The sequence below is a fragment of the Frankia torreyi genome, from assembly GCF_000948395.1.
In the GTDB taxonomy this organism is placed as follows: Bacteria; Actinomycetota; Actinomycetes; order Frankiales; family Frankiaceae; genus Frankia; species Frankia torreyi.
Map to the genome: position 1 here is coordinate 47,543 of NZ_JYFN01000007.1, position 18,375 is coordinate 65,917.

General features: G+C 75.6%; 10 protein-coding genes. 5 read left to right on the top strand and 5 right to left on the bottom strand.

Annotated elements, in window-relative coordinates; translation table 11 throughout:
* On the top strand, positions 1-2,445 hold the full coding sequence (locus FF36_RS06410) for a bifunctional copper resistance protein CopD/cytochrome c oxidase assembly protein (RefSeq protein ID WP_063897472.1): 2,445 nt from the start codon (positions 1-3) through the stop codon (positions 2,443-2,445).
* 697 nt (positions 2,446-3,142) lie between these two features.
* Positions 3,143-4,489, top strand: coding sequence for a Na+/H+ antiporter NhaA (nhaA, locus tag FF36_RS06415; protein ID WP_236705824.1), 1,347 nt, complete (start codon positions 3,143-3,145; stop codon positions 4,487-4,489).
* Between the two features lie 67 nt (positions 4,490-4,556).
* Here the strand turns inward: nhaA and FF36_RS06420 are convergent, their stop codons facing one another.
* Together FF36_RS06420 and FF36_RS06425 are read right to left on the bottom strand one after the other, a co-directional pair.
* The gene (locus FF36_RS06420) at positions 4,557-7,346 is read right to left on the bottom strand and encodes a cation-translocating P-type ATPase (protein WP_044884148.1); all 2,790 of its coding nucleotides are present in this window, start codon (positions 7,344-7,346) and stop codon (positions 4,557-4,559) included.
* Between the two features lie 353 nt (positions 7,347-7,699).
* Positions 7,700-8,578: an undecaprenyl-diphosphate phosphatase gene (locus tag FF36_RS06425; protein ID WP_044884056.1), complete on the bottom strand. Its 879-nt coding sequence runs from the start codon at positions 8,576-8,578 to the stop codon at positions 7,700-7,702.
* A 620-nt stretch (positions 8,579-9,198) separates the two neighbouring features.
* Here FF36_RS06425 and FF36_RS39890 point away from each other — a divergent pair.
* Positions 9,199-9,327: a hypothetical protein gene (locus FF36_RS39890; protein WP_255354284.1), complete on the top strand. Its 129-nt coding sequence runs from the start codon at positions 9,199-9,201 to the stop codon at positions 9,325-9,327.
* Between the two features lie 462 nt (positions 9,328-9,789).
* Here FF36_RS39890 and FF36_RS06435 read toward each other — a convergent pair whose 3' ends face one another.
* Both FF36_RS06435 and FF36_RS32420 read right to left on the bottom strand, forming a co-directional pair.
* The gene (locus tag FF36_RS06435; RefSeq protein WP_044884149.1) at positions 9,790-14,937 is read right to left on the bottom strand and encodes a cation-translocating P-type ATPase; all 5,148 of its coding nucleotides are present in this window, start codon (positions 14,935-14,937) and stop codon (positions 9,790-9,792) included.
* Between the two features lie 10 nt (positions 14,938-14,947).
* Entirely contained in the window at positions 14,948-15,514 is a 567-nt protein-coding gene (locus FF36_RS32420; protein ID WP_242418269.1) for a hypothetical protein, read from the bottom strand.
* A 19-nt stretch (positions 15,515-15,533) separates the two neighbouring features.
* Here FF36_RS32420 and FF36_RS33990 point away from each other — a divergent pair, with 19 nt between their 5' ends.
* Positions 15,534-16,775, top strand: a complete 1,242-nt coding sequence (locus tag FF36_RS33990; RefSeq protein ID WP_110431422.1) for a hypothetical protein — start codon at positions 15,534-15,536, stop codon at positions 16,773-16,775.
* Here the strand turns inward: FF36_RS33990 and mftR are convergent.
* Positions 16,675-17,286, bottom strand: coding sequence for a mycofactocin system transcriptional regulator (gene mftR / locus FF36_RS06445; protein ID WP_236705820.1), 612 nt, complete (start codon positions 17,284-17,286; stop codon positions 16,675-16,677). The genes FF36_RS33990 and mftR overlap by 101 nt on opposite strands.
* Positions 17,287-17,483: 197 nt before the next feature.
* On the opposite strand from mftR, the gene FF36_RS37265 reads away from it, so the two are divergent.
* Positions 17,484-18,374, top strand: an 891-nt coding sequence (locus FF36_RS37265; RefSeq protein WP_479686778.1) for an oxidoreductase, incomplete at its 3' end; no start/stop codon positions are given.
* Position 18,375: the final 1 nt, after the last annotated feature.

Consider the following 18,375-nt stretch of genomic DNA (forward strand, 5'->3'; position numbering starts at 1 on the left):
ATGGACATTTCCGCCTCGGCGGGCCCGCCCACCTCGACCGACGACCCCGTCGCCGCGGAGGTCCGCCCGCCGGGGGACGCCTTCCCGGCGCAGGCGCCGACGCCGGGGGCCACCCGGCCCGCGGGTGCCGTCGCCCGCGCGCTGCCCGTCGCGGTGCTGGCCGGCTGTGCCGTGCTGGCTCTCGTCGTCGGTTTCGGCCCGGGTCCGCTCCGGCTGCCCGGGCTGCCCTCGTCGGGTGAGGGCACCTACTGGGCGTTGCCGTTCGCCCGGCTGGTGGGCCGGATCGCCTCGGTCGCCACGCTCGGCTGGCTGCTTGCCGCCGCGGTCCTGCTTCCAGCCCGGCGCGTCCCCGTGCGCCGCGACCGCGAGCCGTCCAGCGCGGACGCGACGGCAACGCGGGCCGGCGACGCGGCGACGCGCACAGGGGCTGCGGCGACGGCTCGCGCGGGTGACGCCCTGCCGGAACGCGCGGCCGGGTCCCGCCAGCGGCCGTTGACGTCGACCGCGCGCCGCTGCGGGCGGTACGCGGCCGACGCCGCGGTGGTATGGCTGATCGCCACGCTGGCGGAGCTGGTGTTCACCCTGTCCGACGTCTCCGCGCAGCCGGCCGGGGACGTGTTCGACCTGCACGCGCTGCGCTCGTTCGTCGCCTCGACCGAGCAGGGCCGCGCCCTGCTCACCGTCGCCGCGCTCGCCGCCGTGGTGGCGATCGTGGGCCGCACGGTGACGACGACGACCGCGGCCGGCGTGCTGCTCGCCCTCGCCGCCATCGGGCTGCTGCCGCCCGTCCTCGCCGGGCACGCCGCCACGTCTGGTGACCACGCGATCGCGGTGGTGGCGCTCGCCGTGCACATCCTCGCCGCGTCGGCGTGGGTGGGTGGGCTGCTGGGACTGCTGTCCGCCGTGCGGCTGCCCGCCGGTTCCTTCGGGCCGGCGCTGCGGCGGCACAGCCGGTTCGCGGCCGGCGCGGCGGCCGTGACCGCGGTCAGCGGGATCGGCGGGGCCGCGCTGCGGCTCGGCGGATTCGCGCCGCTGTGGGAGACCCGCTACGGCCTGCTCGTCACGCTCAAGGCGGTGGGCCTGATCGCCGCGGTCGTGCTGGGCGGTCTGCTGCGCCGCCACGTCGTCGCCCGGCTCGCCACGGCCACCCCGCAGACCACGACGGCGGCCGGGACGGCGGCGGGGGCTGGGGCCACGGCAGAGGCCGGGACCACAGCAGGGACGGTCGGTCGGTTCATCCGCCTGGCGGGCGTGGAACTGACCGTGCTGACGGCGACGTTGGGGCTGGCCGTGGGGCTGTCCCGCACGGCGCCGCCGGTGGACGACGCCCTCGTCCCCGCCGACCCGACCCGGGCGCTGCTCGGCTACCCGATGCCGCCGCCGGTGACGGCCGTCCGGCTGGCCGCCGACTGGCGGATCGACTGGGTGTTCCTCAGCGCCTCGGTGATCGCCGCCGGGCTGTACCTCGCCGGGCTGCTGCGGCTGCGCGCCCGGGGCGTCCGTTGGCCGGTGGGGCGCACCATCGCCTGGCTGTCCGGTCTGGCCGTCGTCGTCTTCGCCACCTCCAGCGGGCTCGGGCGCTACGGGCCCGTCCTGCTCAGCGTGCACATGACCCAGCACATGCTGCTGAGCATGCTCGCCCCGATCCCCCTCGTCCTCGGCGCGCCGGTGACCCTGGCGCTGCGGGCGATGCACCCCGCACGGGCCCCGCACCCCAGCGGGCCGCGGGAGTGGCTGGTGGCGCTGCTGCACTCCTGGCCGGTGCGGGTGCTGACCCATCCGGCGTGGGTGACGGCGAACTTCATCGGCAGCCTCTACGCGCTGTACCTGACGTCGCTGCTGACCACGCTGATGCACAACCATCTCGGCCATCTGTACATGAACGTGCACTTCCTCGCGGTCGGCGTGTTGTTCTTCGAGCTGCTCATCGGGGTCGACCCGTTGCCGCGGCGGCTGCCGCATCCGGGGCGGATCATCATGCTGCTCAGCGCCGTTCCGTTCCACACCTTCCTCGGAATAGCGATCATGAGTGAGTCGTCGCTGCTCGCGGCCGGCTGGTACGGCCGGCTGGTGCGGCCGTGGGGGGTGAGCGCGCTCAGCGACCAGCACACTGCCGGCGCCATCGTCTGGGCGTTCGGGGAGCTGCCGACGTTCGCCGTGCTCATCGTGCTGGTCATCCAGTGGTCGCGGATGGACGACCGGCGCACCCGGGCCCGTGAGCGCCGGATCGCCGCCGCCGGCGACGTCGACGCGGAACTCGACGCGTACAACGCCTACCTCGCCCGGCTCGCCGGCGGCCCGACCCGCCGCCGTACCGCGGCGACGATCGGCCCGGCGGTCACGGCCGCCGGGGGGCCGATCACCACCACGCCTCCCGCGCCCCGGGACGCCGCGGACGACGACGAGGGTGGCGGCGGGCGCGCTTCGGCCGGGGGCGGCGGCTGACGGCGCCCACGACGGCGTCTCGCCAGCCGGGCCGGCGACGATACCGCGCACCGCCGTCACGTTCGCATCGCGGCGGTCGACCACCGCCGGGTTCTCGCCGGGTTCTCGCCGGGTGCCCTGCCGGGCAGACATTCGCCGCCACCCGTCGCCCCGGCACCCGTTTTCCGCCGAAAGTGGTGCGTGCCGGCACGGGCGCGTAAGCGTGCACGGAATAGAACATCGCCGGTTCCCGCCGTATTGGCAGCCCATTTCCCGGCAAATCCCGGGCCGAGGCAGGTCACCGGCGGAATGTCGGCGGAGCCGATGGCCCGTCGCCTGGCTGTACGCCCGGACTTGCCACGACCCCCGGAAATGCCCTCGACAACGGGTCCGGACGTGGCGTCATCGCCATCGACACCACAGCAGAAGGCATTCCTCGTTACGATCTACCAGGCGGCCGGAAATCCGCCGCCGATCCGCAGGTGCCGTCGCGCGGCGGCCGCGACGGAGGAGCAGTCACGTGTCGCAACCGCCCCCTGAACCGGGCCCAGTCCGCCGCCGAACTGCACAGAAGCAGGCAATTGTCCCAGGCCAGAAAAAAGATCCGGCCCGGTGGCCGCGACGACTGCACGGCGGCACTCGAGGGGCAGATCGCGACCGGTTCGCCGGGTTCCTGCGGGCGCAGACCACCGGCGGGCTGCTCCTCGTCGGTGCGACGGTGGCCGCCCTGGTCTGGGCGAACGTCGCACCCGGCGCCTACCACGCGGTGTGGTCCACGCCGGCCGGTCTCGGCCCGGCCTGGCTGCACCTGGCCGACCTGCACGTCACCGACTGGGTCGCCGACGCCCTGCTCGCCGTCTTCTTCTTCACCGTCGGCCTGGAACTACGCCGCGAACTGACCGTCGGCGCCCTGGCCGACCGCGCCAGCGCGGCACTGCCCGTCGCCGCCGCGGCCGGCGGCATGCTCGCCCCCGCCCTGATCTGCCTGGCCCTCACCCACCACACCCCTGGCGCCGGACGCGCCTGGGCCATCCCCGTGGCCACCGACATCGCCTTCGCCCTCGGGGTGCTGTCCCTGGCCGGCGACCGGGCCCCGGCGGGGCTGCGCACCGTGCTGCTCGGCCTCGCCGTCGCCGACGACCTCGGCGGCATCCTGCTCATCGCCGTCGGCTTCAGCAACGGCATCAACCCCGGCTGGCTGGCCGCCGCCGCCGCCCTGCTCACCGCCACCGCCCTCGCCCACCGCCGGCGCTGGGGCTCACCACTGCTGCACGTCCCACTCGCCGTGGCCACCTGGGTCAGCGTGCACGCCGCCGGCCTCCACGCCACCGTCGCCGGCGTCGCCCTCGGCCTGCTGGTGCGGGCCCGACCCGACCCCGGCGAACCCGAGGCGCCGGCCATCCGGCTCGAACGGCACCTCAGCCCGCTCTGCGCGGCCGTGGTCCTCCCCGCGTTCGCACTGTCCTCCACGGGGGTGTCCCTCGCCCCCTCGGCCCTGCTGCACGTCGTCACCGACCCGATCAGCCGAGGGGTGGCCATCGGGCTCATCGCCGGCAAGCTCCTCGGCGTCCCCGCCGGGGCGTGGCTCGCCGTGCGCCTCCACCTCGCGCGGCTGCCCGACGGCGTCCGCTGGCGCCACCTCGTCCCCCTCGGCCTGCTCGCCGCCATCGGCTACACCGTCAGCCTGCTCCTCGCCCGCCTCGCCCTCCCCGACCCGGCCGCGGTCGAAGGAGCAGCCACCGCCATCCTCACCGCCTCCGCCGCGGCCAGCGCCCTCGCCCTCGCCGCCCTGCGCACCCCGCTCGCGACCGTCGGCGCCCCGGGCACCCGCGGGTCGAGCAGGCCGGCCAAGCAGGCCGGCGGCCTGGCCGGACCGATCCCGCAGACCCGACGGGAGTCGGACGGCGGCCCGGCCGGCGGGCAGGAGCCGCCCCCGGCGAGCCGGCTGCCGACACCGCTGCCGACGCAGCCGTCGACGCAGCCGTCAAAGCAGCCGCCGAAGCCCGCGACGGGGAAGGCTGTCACCGGGAGGTCCGCTGCCCGAGCCGCCCGTCCCCGGTTCTGACCGGCGCAGCGGCGCCCACGGGCCAGCGCGCCCCCTCCCGTCCCGCCCTCGCCTCGCGGCGCACGTGTCAGGCGCGAGCCCCCGGCGTCCCTCCCTCCGCGGTGACCTCACCCCGAGCCTCGGGTTGGGCGTCCGCGCCGAGCCCGGCGCTCGGCGCGGCGGGCTGGGCACCGGGCGCCGACGGCGCCGGCAGGGTCCGCACGTTGCTCTGCGTCGTCGACGGGCGTCGCGCCGCGGCCAGCTCATCCCTGGAGGCCGCGATCGACAGGTGCCGGCGGGTCAGCAGCCAGACGAGTTCGAGCAGGATCGCCGCGCCCGCGGCGATGCCCACCCCGATCCACGGGCCGGTCGTTCCCACCAGCGACAACTGGAAGAACTTCTGGCCGAACGGGATCACCAGGACCAGCACGAAGGCGACCGCCATGGTCAGGACCAGGGCGATGCGCCACCACGTGTAGGGGCGGGCGACGATCGCCAGCGCCCACAGCGCAATGAGGAACAGCGTCAGGGTCGCCATCGACGTCTCGGCGTTCAGATCGTCGTAGATCGACCGCGCCACCAGGTAGGACGCCATGGTCGCCACCGCGGCGAGGATCCCGGCGGGCAGCGCGAAGCGCAGCACCCGGCCGACGAAGTCCGGGCGGGCCCGCTCGGCGTTCGGGGCGATCGCGAGGAAGAACGCCGGGATGCCGATCGTCAGCGAGCCGAGCAGCGTGAGATGCCGCGGCAGGAACGGGTAGGGCACGCGGGTGACGACGACCAGGATGGCGAGCAGCACCGAGTAGACGGTCTTCGTCAGGAACAGGTTCGCGACGCGTTCGATGTTGCCGATGACGCGGCGTCCCTCGGCGACGACGGACGGCAGCGTCGCGAAGCTGTTGTCGAGCAGGACGATCTGCGCGACGCCGCGGGCGGCCTGGCTGCCCGAACCCATCGCGACGCCGATGTCGGCGTCCTTGAGGGCGAGGACGTCGTTGACGCCGTCGCCGGTCATCGCGACCGTGTGCCCGCGTGACTGCAGCGCGGCGACCATCGCCCGCTTCTGCTGCGGGGTCACCCGCCCGAAGATCGAATGGGTTTCCAGGGCGTCGGCGAGGCCGACGGGATCGGTCGGCAGCGTTCTCGCGTCCACGGGCGAGTCGGCGCCGGGCAGGCCCAGGGAACGAGCGACCGCGCCGACGGACAGCGCGTTGTCCCCGGAGATCACCTTCGCCGCGACGTTCTGCTCGGCGAAGTAACGCAGCGTGTCCGGCGCGTCCGCCCGCAGCCGCTGGGCGATCACGACGAGCGCGACCGGCACGACGGCCGCCGGGACGCTCGCCGGGTCGGCCAACGCCTCGTCGAGCGGGGCGTTGAACCGGCCGAGCAGCAGCACCCGCAGCCCGCGCGCACCGTAGCCGTCAACCTCGGTGAGCACCGGGTGGCCGGCGGGCAGCAGCACGTCCGGCGCGCCGAGCAGCCAGGTGGCGACGGTGCCGGCCGGGTCGGCCAGGGTGGCACCGCTCCACTTGCGGGCCGAGGAGAACGGAGCGTCCGCGCGCACCGTCCATCCCACCGGCGCCGGGTAGGCGTCGATGATCGCCTGCATGCTGGGGTTCGGCCGGGTGTCGGCCGCGCCGAGCACGCCGAGCACCTGACGGGCCGCCTCCGTCGCGGGACCGCCGTCGGCATCGGTCGCCGCGGTCGCCGCGGTCGCGTCGACGATGCGCAGCTCGGCGACGTCCATCGCCGCCTCGGTCAGGGTGCCGGTCTTGTCGAGGCAGACGACGTCGACGCGGGCCAGCCCCTCGATCGCCGGCAGCTCCTGGACGAGGCACTGGCGGCGCCCCAGCCGCACCACCCCGACCGCGAAGGCGACCGAGGTGAGCAGAACGAGCCCCTCGGGCACCATCGGTACCAGGCCCGCGACCATCCGGCGGATCGCCTCGGGCAGGTCGTCATTGTTGACGAAGATCTGACTGATGATCAGCGCGACACCGGTCGGGATGATCATCCAGGTCACGACCCGCAGGATCGTGCTGACGCCGGCGCGCAGCTCGGAGTGCACCAGGGTGAACCGGCTGGCCTCCTCCGCGAGCTGCGCGGCGTAGGCCTCGCGGCCCACCCGGGTCGCCCGGAAGGCACCCCCGCCCGCGACCACGAAGCTGCCGGACATGACCTGGTCGCCGGGCAGCTTGTGCACCGGGTCGGCCTCGCCGGTCAGCAGCGACTCGTCGACCTCCAGGTGTTCGGCCTCGACGACGACGCCGTCGACGGGGATCCGGTCGCCCGGCCCGAGCTCGATGACGTCGTCGAGGACGATCTCGGACGCGGCGAGCGGCGCCACGACCCCGTCGCGGCGCACCAGCGGCCGGGACTCCCCGACCACCGCCAGGCGGTCCAGGGTGCGCTTGGCGCGCAGCTCCTGGAACAGCCCCACCAGGGTGTTCGCGACGATCACCCCGCCGAACAGGGCGTCCTGCAACGGCCCGACGACGAGCACGAACGCCAGCAGAACGCCGATGATCGCGTTGATCCGGGTGAACACGTTGGCGCGGACGATCTGCCCGAGGGTCCGGCTGGAGCGCAGCGGCACGTCGTTGACGTGGCCGTCGGCGATCCGCTCGGCGACCTCGGCGGCCGTCAACCCGGCGGCGGCGACGGATCCCACGGTCGGGGCGGCGGCGCCGGCCGGATCACCTGTCGCGGCGGCCTCGGCGGGGTCCGCCGGATCACCTGTCGCGGCGGCCTCGGCGGGGTCCGCCGGGTCACCGCCCGCCGCGACCTCGCCACCCGCCGCGACCTCGCCGGTCGCCGTGTCCGGGTCGTCGTGCCGTCCCGGAGACGGCCGCGCTCCCGCGACCCCTGGCCGATTCATGGCGTCCTCCACGCTCCGTCGCGGCCGCCACCAAGAGCTCGGCGGCGGCGTCGGGCATCGCCTGCTGGGCCCGGGTCCGGCAGGCGGTCGGCGCGCGCACCGCGGATCCATGCGCGTGCCCGGGGACGGCCACGTCCCGGCATGCCGCGTCCCCGCGGCGCAGTGTCTCCTCGGCGCCGTGTTTCCTCGGCGCCGTGTTTCCTCGGCGCCGTGTTTCCTCGGCGCCGTGTTCCCCGCCACCGCGCCGAGCAGGTACCCCGCACCCCCGCCCACCGCGCGTCGCGTTCCATACGCCGCATGGGCTGCGAGCCCACCGTAGTTGACGCGACCGCGGCAGGTCCGTCCGCGGGTCGTCAGTCGGTCGCGGCACCCGCGTCCGCGCTGATCGCGCCCCCGGCGAGCAACGCCAGCAACAGCAGCCCCAGCGCGACCCGGTACAGCACGAACGGCGCGAAACTGCGGGTCGAGATGTAGCGCAGGAACCAGGCGATGGCCGCGTAGCCGGTGGCGAACGCCACGATCGTGGCGACGATCGTCGGCCCCCAGGACACCTCTTCGCCGTCACCGCCGATCGACTTCAGCTCGAACACGCCGGAGGCGAGCACCGCGGGCATCGCGAGCAGGAACGAGTAGCGCGCGGCCGCCTCCCGGGTGTAGCCGAGCAGCAGCCCGCCGCTGATCGTCGCCCCCGACCGGGACACGCCCGGGATGAGAGCGGCCGACTGCGCCAGCCCGTAGAGCAGGCCGTCGCGCACCGACAGATCGGGGAGGGTCTTGCGCGGCCGCGGCAGCGAGTGCCGCCCGCGCGGGCGGCCCTTCGAGGCATACCAGTCCGCGCCGCCGAGGATGAGACCGAGCACGATCAGCGTCGTCGCGATCAGGCGAAGGTCCCGGAACGGGCCCTCGATGGCGTCCTGCAACGTGACGCCAAGCAGACCGATCGGGATCGTGCCGAGGATGACCAGCCAACCGATGCGGGCGTCGGTGTCCTTGCGCATCTCCCGGCGGGTCCACGACAGCGCCCAGGCCCGCACGATCCGCGCGATGTCCCGGCGGAAGTAGATCAGCACCGCGGTCTCGGTGCCGATCTGGGTGACCGCGGTGAACGCGGCGCCAGGATCGTCCCAGCCGGCCAGCGCGGCGGTGATCCGCAGGTGGGCGCTGGAGGAGACGGGAAGGAACTCGGTCAGCCCCTGGACCAGCCCGAGAACCGTGCCCTCGAAATAGTTCATGGGCGCCGGTCGGGGCCCGCGGGCCCGCTGCGCCCGGACTGCAGTCCGTGCCTGGGCTGCATGCCGGTCAGCGGGTCATTCGCGCGTCGGGTCCGGTCTGGTCGCGTCATCCGTCTGCACCCCTCCACGCGCCTCACGCTAGCGGAGCACGAAGCACGCCTTCAGGGCGGGGAGCACGGCCACCATCGGGCCCGTGACCGCGGCGACGCGCCCGAATCGCCCGCATCGTGCCTGGTAGGGTGCGTTGCAACTCGCCGTCCGGTTTTCCGCCGTCGTGGCAGGTGTGGGCGGCGGTCGTTGACGCGTTCGCCGCGCGTCGGCGGCCCGGACGGTCGCCGCGTCGGCGTCCATGCCGCGGGCTGGACGTTGCCGGGGCTCGTCACCCCGCCGGATTCGCGCCCGCTGTGCGCTGTGGCCCGCGGACGCATCCATGAATCTTTCTCACGACGACGACGCCGTCCCCCAGAGGCGCCCCTCCCCCAGGCCGGCCGAGCCGCCCGTTCCGGCAGGCTCGTCGCCCGTTCGGACCATTCCTGCACCGCCAGTGCCGGCCGTGGCGCCCACTGCCCCCGACAGCCCGGCGACCCGCGGCGGTCAGCTCGCCACTGTGCGGAATGGTCGTGGACGCCGCCGGGGCGCGGCCGGCGACCGTCGCCATCCCGATCTCGGCCGGACTGGCCGCCGTCGGCGCGCTGCTCGCAGCGCGGTCCGACGCCGCGCGCTCCGCCGTCCCGGACCCGACCGGCTGACTCGGTCCCTCCGCCGCCGTCCGCGGGCGTTCACCGCGGACGGCTTCACCATCACGTCACACCGTCGAACGGGGAATCTCGCCTTCCGTTCACCTTGGGACCGCATGGTGTCATCGGAGCGCGGGGTCCGTCGACGCATGCCCTGATCCGCGTCGACCCGGGCGGCCAAGCCGCTCCGACGGACTCGGATCCGCGCGTGCGGCACGTCCACGGCAGCTACGGGAGGTCCGATGATGAACCATCTGCTCGCAGCAGTGATCATCGAGGTGGTCGGGACAGCCGTCATCCTCGTCCTGACCACCCTGGTCCGCCGCTGGCTCGGTGTGCCGGCCGGCCAGCAAGCCTGACCCGGCCCGGCCCGGTCGGGTCGAGTCCAGTCGGGTCGGGCCCGGTCGTAGGGAGGGCGGGCGCCGGGCGGGCGGCACACCCGCCGTCTCGGCCGGGCCAGCCAGCTCCGGCTGGTTAACGCGGGCCCGGCGGCATCTCGGAACCCTGACGCCTCGCCGCCTGCCAGGCCACGAAGGTGGCCGCGCCGGCGGCGCCCAGCGCGATGCACCAGCCGACCGGCCCGACCGGGCGGGACCCGAACAGCGCGCTGAGCACCGGTGTCTGTACCAGCACGGCGAGCACGACCACGCTGGCAATCGCCGTCGTGATGACCAGCGGATCCCGGCCCGCGAGGGTCAGAGTCTGGCCCAGTTGGGCCCCGACGAGCGCGAGCAGCGCGACGGTCGAGGCGCGCCGCCGGGTGCCGGTCACCCGGGCGAGCAGCCAGGCGGCGCTCGCTCCGCCCGCGGTCGCCCCGCCTCGGATCAGCAGGATGCGTCGCAGCGGGCCGGTGAGCCAGTCGGTCGCCGCCACGCCGCCGCGGCGGACACCCCCCTGTCGGGCGGGGCCGGTCCCGGGCAGCGCCCGCTCGACAGCTCCGCCCGACCGGGCGGACTCGGCGCCGCCGACGGCGGAGGGCCGCCCGCCCCGCGGTGCGCGCCCCCGGACGGCGAGCGCCATCGCCGGGGCCATGTCGGTCAGCAGGTTGACGAGCAGCAACTGGCGCGGATTCAACGGCGCCGTCCCCCCGAGCGCCGTGCCGAGGACGGTGAACGCGACCTCCCCCGCGTTGCCGCCGACCAGCACGGACACCGCATCGGTCACCGCCTGTGACATGCCTGCGCCCTCCTCGAGAGCGTCGACCAGGCGGGTGACATCGGCGTCGGTGAGCAGGAGGTCGGCGGCGCCGGTGGCCGCCGCCGACCCGTGGCTGCGGACGGCGACGCCGACGTCGGCGGCGCGAATGGCGGCGGCGTCGTTCGTGCCATCCCCGGTCATGGCCACGACGTGGCCGCGCCGGCGCAACGCGAGGACGAGGCGCACCTTCTGCTCGGGGGAGATGCGCGCGAACACCGTCGCCTCCTCGACCCGACGCGCGTACTCCTCGTCGCCCAGCGCCGCGAGCTCCGCGCCGGTGACGATGTGATCGGCCCCCGGGACGCCGAGCTCGGCGGCGATCGCGCCCGCGGTCACCGGGTGGTCTCCGGTCACGACGAGCACCCGGATCCCGGCCTCGACCAGCCGGCGCACGGCTGGGGCCGCCGACGGTCGGGGCGTGTCGGCCAGGCCGAGGAAGCCGACGAGTTCCAGACCGCGGAGCTGCTCCGCGCCCACCGGGCTCCCCCCGCCCGAGCGCGGGTGCGTGCCCGGGGGCCACGACCTGTCGGGTGGCGTCGGTTCCGGCGACGTCTCGTCGGGAAGTGTCCGCTCGGACGAGGTCCGCTCGGACGATGGGTGGTCCGCCCGGGCGACGGCGAGAACTCGGAGCCCGCGTCGGGCCAGGTCCTCGGCGACCGATGCCGCCGCGCGCCGCCGGACGGACCCCAGCCCGCAGCGGTCGAGCACCACCTCCGGGGCGCCCTTGACGGCGAGCGCCTCCGTCCCGTCCGGGCCACGCAGCAGCGTGGCCGCGTATCCACGCGCGGTCTCGAACGGCGTCTCCGCCAGGCGTTCCCCCAGCGGAGCAAGCCCATGGGCGGCGTCGAGCACCGCCCGGTCGGTGGCGTGCGGCACCGGTCCACCCGGCGCGGGACTGGCCGCGGCCGCGAGCCGGTGAACCGCCGCTGCGGCCGGGTCCGTTGCGGCGACCCGCCGCCACCGGGTGCCGGGCCCACCCGCGGCACCGCCCGACCTTCCTCGCGCCACAGCCGCGCGGACCACGACGTCACGCAGCACCAGCCGCCCCTCGGTGAGGGTGCCGGTCTTGTCGAAGCACACGGTGTCGACGCGGCCGAGGGCCTCGACGGTGCGGGAGGAGCGGACGAGCACTCCGAGCCGGGCCAGGCGGCGCGCCGACGCCATCTGCGCGACGGTGGCGACCAGCGGAAGCCCCTCGGGGACCGCAGCCACAGCCACGGCCACCCCGGCGTTGACGGCGGACCGCAACGATGTGCCGCGCAGCCAGGACAGGCCGGCCACGGCGACCCCGCTGATCGCGGTGAGCGGCATCGCCAGCCGGGTCAGGTCGGCGAGCCGGGCCTGCACACCCTGCGGCCGGTCGTGGCCGACCGCGGCCTGCCCCGCCCGACCGGCCTCGGTCGCAGCGCCGACGGCGACCACCACCGCCCGACCGGACCCCGCAAGCACAGTCGTCCCTTCATAGAGCATGTTGCGCCGCTCGGCGAGCACGGCTCCCGGCGTCGGGGCGATGTCCTTCACCACGGGCACCGACTCCCCCGTCAGGGAGGACTCGTCGACCTCCAGGGACTCGGCGTGGACCAGCCGGGCGTCCGCGGGCACCACGTCGGCGGCACGTACCTCGACGAGGTCTCCCATGCGCAGGTCACCCGCGTCGACGACCAGGGTCCCCGCCGTCGTCACCAACCGGGCCAGCGGGGTGTGTCGGGCCACCAGCCGGCGCATCACTGCCTCGGCCCTGGCCCGCTGCGCCCCGCTGACCACCGCGTTGGCCACCGACACGCCCGCCACGAGTGCCGCGTCGACCGTCGACCCGAGCACCGCGCTCGCGGCGGCCCCGACGAACAGCACCGGGATGAGCGGATCGCGCAGGTCCGAGAGCACGGCGCCGGGGAGCCCACGGATGCTGGACACCATCGAGCCCAGGGCCCCTCCGGGGGTCGGGGAGTCGATGTTCCTCGCGGCCGGCTGGCCCGCCGACGATGGACCGGCGGACGGCGCCTCCACGGGCATGGTCCCCTCGGGCGGGACCGGCCGTGCGGAGTCCGGTTCGGCGGTGCGGGAGACGGCCAGACCCGCCGGGTCCCGCGCAGCGGCAGCCAGGCGGCGTCGCACAGTGTCCGCCGACAGGGCATGCCAGTCGGTGCGCCATGCGGGCGCCGGAGGGCTTCGCCGGTCGGCGCGGCTCGCGCTGAGCGCGCCGAGGGCCATCGCGGCGAGCGCGGCGGCGTTGACCGGCCCGCCGCGCAGGAGTGCCGCGGGCCGGATCAGCGCCGCCCGGCCGTGGCCCACATCGGCGTCCCCGCGACCCAGCCCGGCGATGGTGGTGAGGACGGCCAGGGCCGACGCGGAGTGAGCGAGGGTCGCCGACCGACTGCTGACCGCCGCGGCGACCGGCGGAAGCTGCAGGATCCGCCAGGCATCGGCCAGCCCGTCCGCGCAGATCAGATCCGCGGACCAGGGCGGCCGGGCACCGGGAGCGTCCACCCCGATGGCGACGTCCGCGCGGAACATCGCGTCAGCGTCGTCGGCGACCGCCAGCGCCTCCGGTCGCGCGCCCCCGGCCACGGCGGCGACCACCCGACCGGCCGCCTGCAAACGCCAGACCTCGGTGTCCGCGGCCGTGCCCGCGGGCAGCACGGTGTCGACGAGTGCGGCGAGCTCGGCCGTGCTGGCGTGGGCGGTGAGCACGACGGTGCCGCAGGACCGGGCCGCGCGCAGGAGCGCCTCGGCAAGACCGTCGAGTTCGGTGCCGACGACGGCACGCGTCCGGTGGCGGCCGGCGCGCAGCTCGACGGGTAGCCCGGATGGGTGCAGCGCCGACCGCGGTCCGTGAGCGTGCATCGCCACCACCCGGGCGGCCCCCTCCCGCGCTATGACGTCGCCCGGGTGGAACACCCGCCGCGGGTCCACCTCGTCGAGCAGCCGGTCCGCCCGCGACCAGGTGGCCGCATCGGCGGCGGACAGCACCCGCATCCGCTGCCCCAGCAGGACCGGTGCGCAGACGACGACAGCATCGATCCGATCGAGCCGGCGCAGGCTGGCGGCATCGAGGGTCAGCACGTCCCGAGCGGACAGCCGCCGCGCCGCCGTGGCCGCGAAGACCTCCCGGCCCAGTCGGGCCGCTCGCGGTACGGTCGCCAGCACCAGCTCGCCGCCCATGTGCGGAGAGCCGGTCGCGAGCAGGCCGGCCGCGCCGACGGCGAGCCCGACAGCGGCCATCCGCTCGGCGCTACGCTCGATCGGGCCGGCGGGAAGCGGGCGGGGCCGGCGCTCCCGCGCGCGGGCGCCGAGCTCGCCGGGTAGTCGGGACAGGCCAGGCAGACCGCCGGGCGGCTGCCCCGATGCCGTCGGCTCCGCGGCACTCGGCGGCTCCACGGCACTCGGTCGGTCCACCGGCGGCAGGGCGTCCGGGAGGGCTGGCCGGTCGGGGACCGCACGGAACGGCTCGGACGGAACCGCGGGCGAGGCGAGTACCTGGTCCGCCTGGGCGGTGCGGCGCAGCAGGTCGGGCTGCCGGCGGATGAACACCGCCCGTTCGGCGAGCAGCTCGCCGACGGCCGCCGCCCGGTGGGCAACGCTGACGACGAGGATGTCCGGGCTCTGGGTCACCGCACCCGCGCCCGCGCCGAGCAGGCCGATCATCAGATCGGCGCCATGCTGGCCAAGGCGGCGTTCGGCCGCCCGCCGGACCCACGGTTGATGATCCACGAGCGCCACCACGGCTCCCGCGGCGCGGGGCACGGCGGGCACCCGACAGACTCGGGCGGCCACGGCGACGCCGAGCGCCGCGGTGTCCACGCCGAGTCCGATCATCGCGGCCGCCACTGGCCCCGGATCCCCCGGATGCGCGGCCCGCCCGGGGGGCATCATCCGCCCGTCACCGTCCCAGTCATCGGCCCCCACGGCGGCCGCCGTGGCACCTCGCTCGGCGCCGGCACCCGACTCTTCCGCGCCATCCCGATCGCCCTCGGCGCCATCCCGCTCGCCCTTGATGCCGGTCCGCTCGCCCTCGGCGTCGGCCCGCGCGCGCCCCCCGTCCGGGTCCGGCTCGCCGAGGGCACCCTGGCGCAGGCCTGCCTCCGCCGCGGCGACGGCCTCGACCAGCTCTGCCACGTCCACCCGATCGGAGTCGAAGCTGACCAGGACCCGCCCCAGGGCCTCGTCGACCTCGGCCCAGTCGACGCCGTCCAATCGATGCAGCGCGGCGACGACGGCGCGGTGCAGTCGGCGCCGGTGGACGTAGGCGACCGCCGGATCCGGCTGCGTGCCCTCGGACCACGGCGGATGAACCTCGATGTGCGCGTCGCCGTCCCGCGTCCATACTCGCCGCGGTCGCCGCTCCGGCCGGGTCAGCTCGGCGCTCAGCATCCGGACGAGCACCGCCGCCGCGGACCTGGCCGCGGCCGGGCCGGGCAGTCTCACGCGCGGGGGGTTATCCCCGAAAGCGAGGCCGAGCGGCGCCGCCGCCGAGACCGTTGTGACCAGGTCGCTCAGAACCAGGTCGCTCAGAACCCGGCACCGTTGAACCACGCCCCCCGGAACCACGCTCGTGGCGGCCATTCCCGCTGTGGCCGTTGCGGTCGGACAGCCCGCCGAGCCCGTGTTCGGCATGCCGGAACCGACGCCACAGCCCACGCGGGCCAAGGCCGATGGGCAGCTCCGCGCTGATCTCGACCTCGGCCTCCCGCTCCCGCGCAGGAGCAGCCTGCGGTCCCACCGCATGCCCGGCCACGTAGGTGCCGGCCGCGATGGCCAACGCCACCGGCCACTCGATCAGCTCGACCACGGCCAGAGTGCCCAGGCCCAGGTAGTAGGCGGTGCGACCCGGGGTGGGCAGGCTCAACGGCCCCAACCGGACCTGGCCGCCCGGCGCGGGTGGCGGGGAGACCTCGAAGTGGGCGGTGACAAAGGGCAGTCGCAGAGTCGCCGTGCGCAGCTCGGTTGGAGTGTCCCCGCGACGACGGATCTGCGCCGCACCCCCCGCAGGGGTGGAGCTCACCCGAACGGCGGAGGAGGCCGTGACCCGGCTGCCCCCGGCCTTCCGGACGGTGCCGCGTCCGCTCACGGCCCGGCCCGACGTCGTCGCAGTGACCCGGCCCGACGCCGGCCTGGTCGCGGAGACCCGCGATGTCCCGGGACGCGTCGCCGCGGCGGCCCGACTGCTTGCAGCCCGGCTCGTGGTGCTCCGGCCGGCCGCCGCCGACCGGCCGGCGGTGGCCTCGCCCGACGCCGACCTGTCCGTGCCTCGGGGGGCGGCGGCCGAGGCCGCGGTGCCGCGCCCGGATGCCGCCCGGGTCGGCGTCGATCGGCTGGCGGGGCCCGTTCGGGCGGCTCCCGCCCGCGCGGTGGTCGACGGGGTGCCCGCGGCCCGTCCCGCAGTCCCGGTGGTCGTCCCGACGGAGGCCGATCCTGTCGGCGCCGCCGAGGCGGCGGACCGGCGGCCCGAAGCTGCCCGAGTCGTGCTCGCCCGGGTGGAGCTGGCGCGCGCGGAGGCGGACTTCGCGCTCGCCGGCCCCGACTCTCCTACCTTCCCGGTGCTGGACTTGGCCGCGGTGGACTTGGCGGTGCTGGACTTGGCCGCGGTGGACTTGGCCGCGGTGGATTCTTCGGTGGCGGTCCTGCCGGTGCCGGTCTTCGCGGTGCCGGTCTTCGCGGTGCCGGTCTTCGCGGTAGACGTCCTGGACGCACCAGAGCCGGACGTGGCGGGCCCGGACGTGGCGGAGCCGGGCGTGGCGGAGCCGGCGCCGGTGGTGCCTGCGCTGGTGGTGCCGGGGGACGTGCCGGTCGAACCGGCCTGCGATGCCGATGCCCCCGCGGACGCCGGGCCCGGCCGCGAGCCGCCGTCGCCCGACGACGAGGCGCCGCCGGCAGGCGGCTCCGAGGGAGACAGGGAGGTCGCCGAGGTCCCGGCGATGGTGCTCTCGCGCGTACCAGCGCTGCTCGGCCCGGCGCCGTTCCTGGAGCTCGTGCTTGCCATGAAGCGCTTCCTCCCCGTCAAGCAGCCGGCCGCCAACTCCGAAGAGTCATCGGACTGCGTCGATGGGTGCACAGCCTCGCAGCTTCCGCGCCGAAGCGCTACCGCTCACCGCAATGATGCGACTACTTTTTGTCGCGACGCGCGCGGGCGGATCGCCGCCGGGTGGTGCGGCCGCCCAGCCCTCAGAAGGCCGCGAAACCGGTCGCAAGCAGCCCGAGCGCCTCGTCGAGGATCGCCACCAGGTCCGTGCCCTCCTCCCGCAGCCACTGCTCGTACGCGGTGACCGCGACCCCCAGGTGCGCGGCTGCGACCGCCTGCGGCGTCAGGGCATCCGCCGGTTGGCCGACCCGGCGGGCGACGAACTCGGCGATGACGCCGCGCCAGCTCGCATAGCGCAACGTCGAGTGCGCCTGCAGGGCCGGGGTGCGCAGGATGAGCGTCATCCGTCGGCGCAGCCAGGCGCCCTCCGCAGGCGGATAGGTGTTGAAGTCGAGAATCGCCCGGCGCAGCACGGCAACCGTCGGTTCGCCCGCCGCGGCGGATGCCAGCGACGCGCGCATGACCTCGAGCTGGCCGTCGAAGTCGCCCCAGGGGACGTCGTTCTTCGAGGCGAAGTAGCGGAAGAAGGTGCGCCGCCCGATCCCGGCCGCGCGGGCGATGTCGTCGACGGTGGTCTCCTCGAACCCACGCTCGGCGAAGATCTGCAGGGCGAGGTGCTCGAGCTCCGCCGCACTGGTGGCGGGCCGGCGGCCGGTGCGTCGACCATCGGCGCCCATGGTCACAACGGGGGGCATCACTTGCCCCTCACCCCACTTCACTTTCGGCACCGAGTGCCATTAGTGTCCGAGGTGGCGGGCGACGCCCGGTCGGCCCGCGTCGCCGGCACGCCGGACCTGCTGCCCCCGGGCCGCACCCCACCTACTACCCACCATCACCGTAGAGGAGATCGATGCGGCCCGGGGAACCGGCGGGTGCACCGCCCNNCCGCGCGATGGTCCCACCCACCGGGCTGAGTCAGCCGATCGTCCTGCGCGGCGGGCGGCGGGCGCCTTCCCGAGTCCTGTTCGGACCGCACGAGACCAACCTGGGCCGGGGACGGGCGCTGTCCGAACGCCATGTCGCCTACTACGGGCGGCGGGCGGCGGGCGGCGCCGGCGTGATCGTCACCGAGACCGCCTCGGTCACCCCCGACGACTGGCCCTACGAACGGGCTCCGCTTGCTGCCGACTGCGGGTCCGGGTGGGCGGCTGTGGCCCAGGCGATCCGCCCGCACGGGACTGTGCTGCTCGCCGGCCTGGGCCATGCCGGCGGGCAGGGGTCGAGCGCATGGTCGCAACAGCCATTGTGGGCCCCCTCCCCGGTGGCCGATGTGGTGAGCCGGGAGGTACCCGCCGAACTGGACCAGAGCGCGATCGCGGGCATCGTCGCGGGCTTCGCCGCCGGGGCCGACCGGGCGGTGGCGGCCGGGCTCGACGGAGTGGAGATCGACGCCGGGGTGTTCTCCCTGCTGCGGCAGTTCCACTCGGGGTTGACGAACCAGCGTGCCGACGACTACGGCCGGGACCGGCTCCGCCTGACCCGGGAGGTCCTCACGGCGGTCCGCGCGGCCATCGGCGACGCGCGGATCCTCGGCCTCCGGCTGTGCTGCGACGAGCTGGCGCCCTGGGCGGGCATCACCCCGGACCTGGCGGCCGGCCACGTCGGCGCGCTCGCAGGCCTCGTCGACCTGCTCGTCGTCGTCCGTGGCGGCCCGTTCGCGACGGGCGCGTACCGGCCCGATGCGGCCACCCCACCCGCCTTCAACACCGATCTCGCCCGCCGGATGCGCCGCGCCGCCGCCGGCCGGGTGCCCATCGTCCTGCAGGGCAGCATGGTGGACGCCN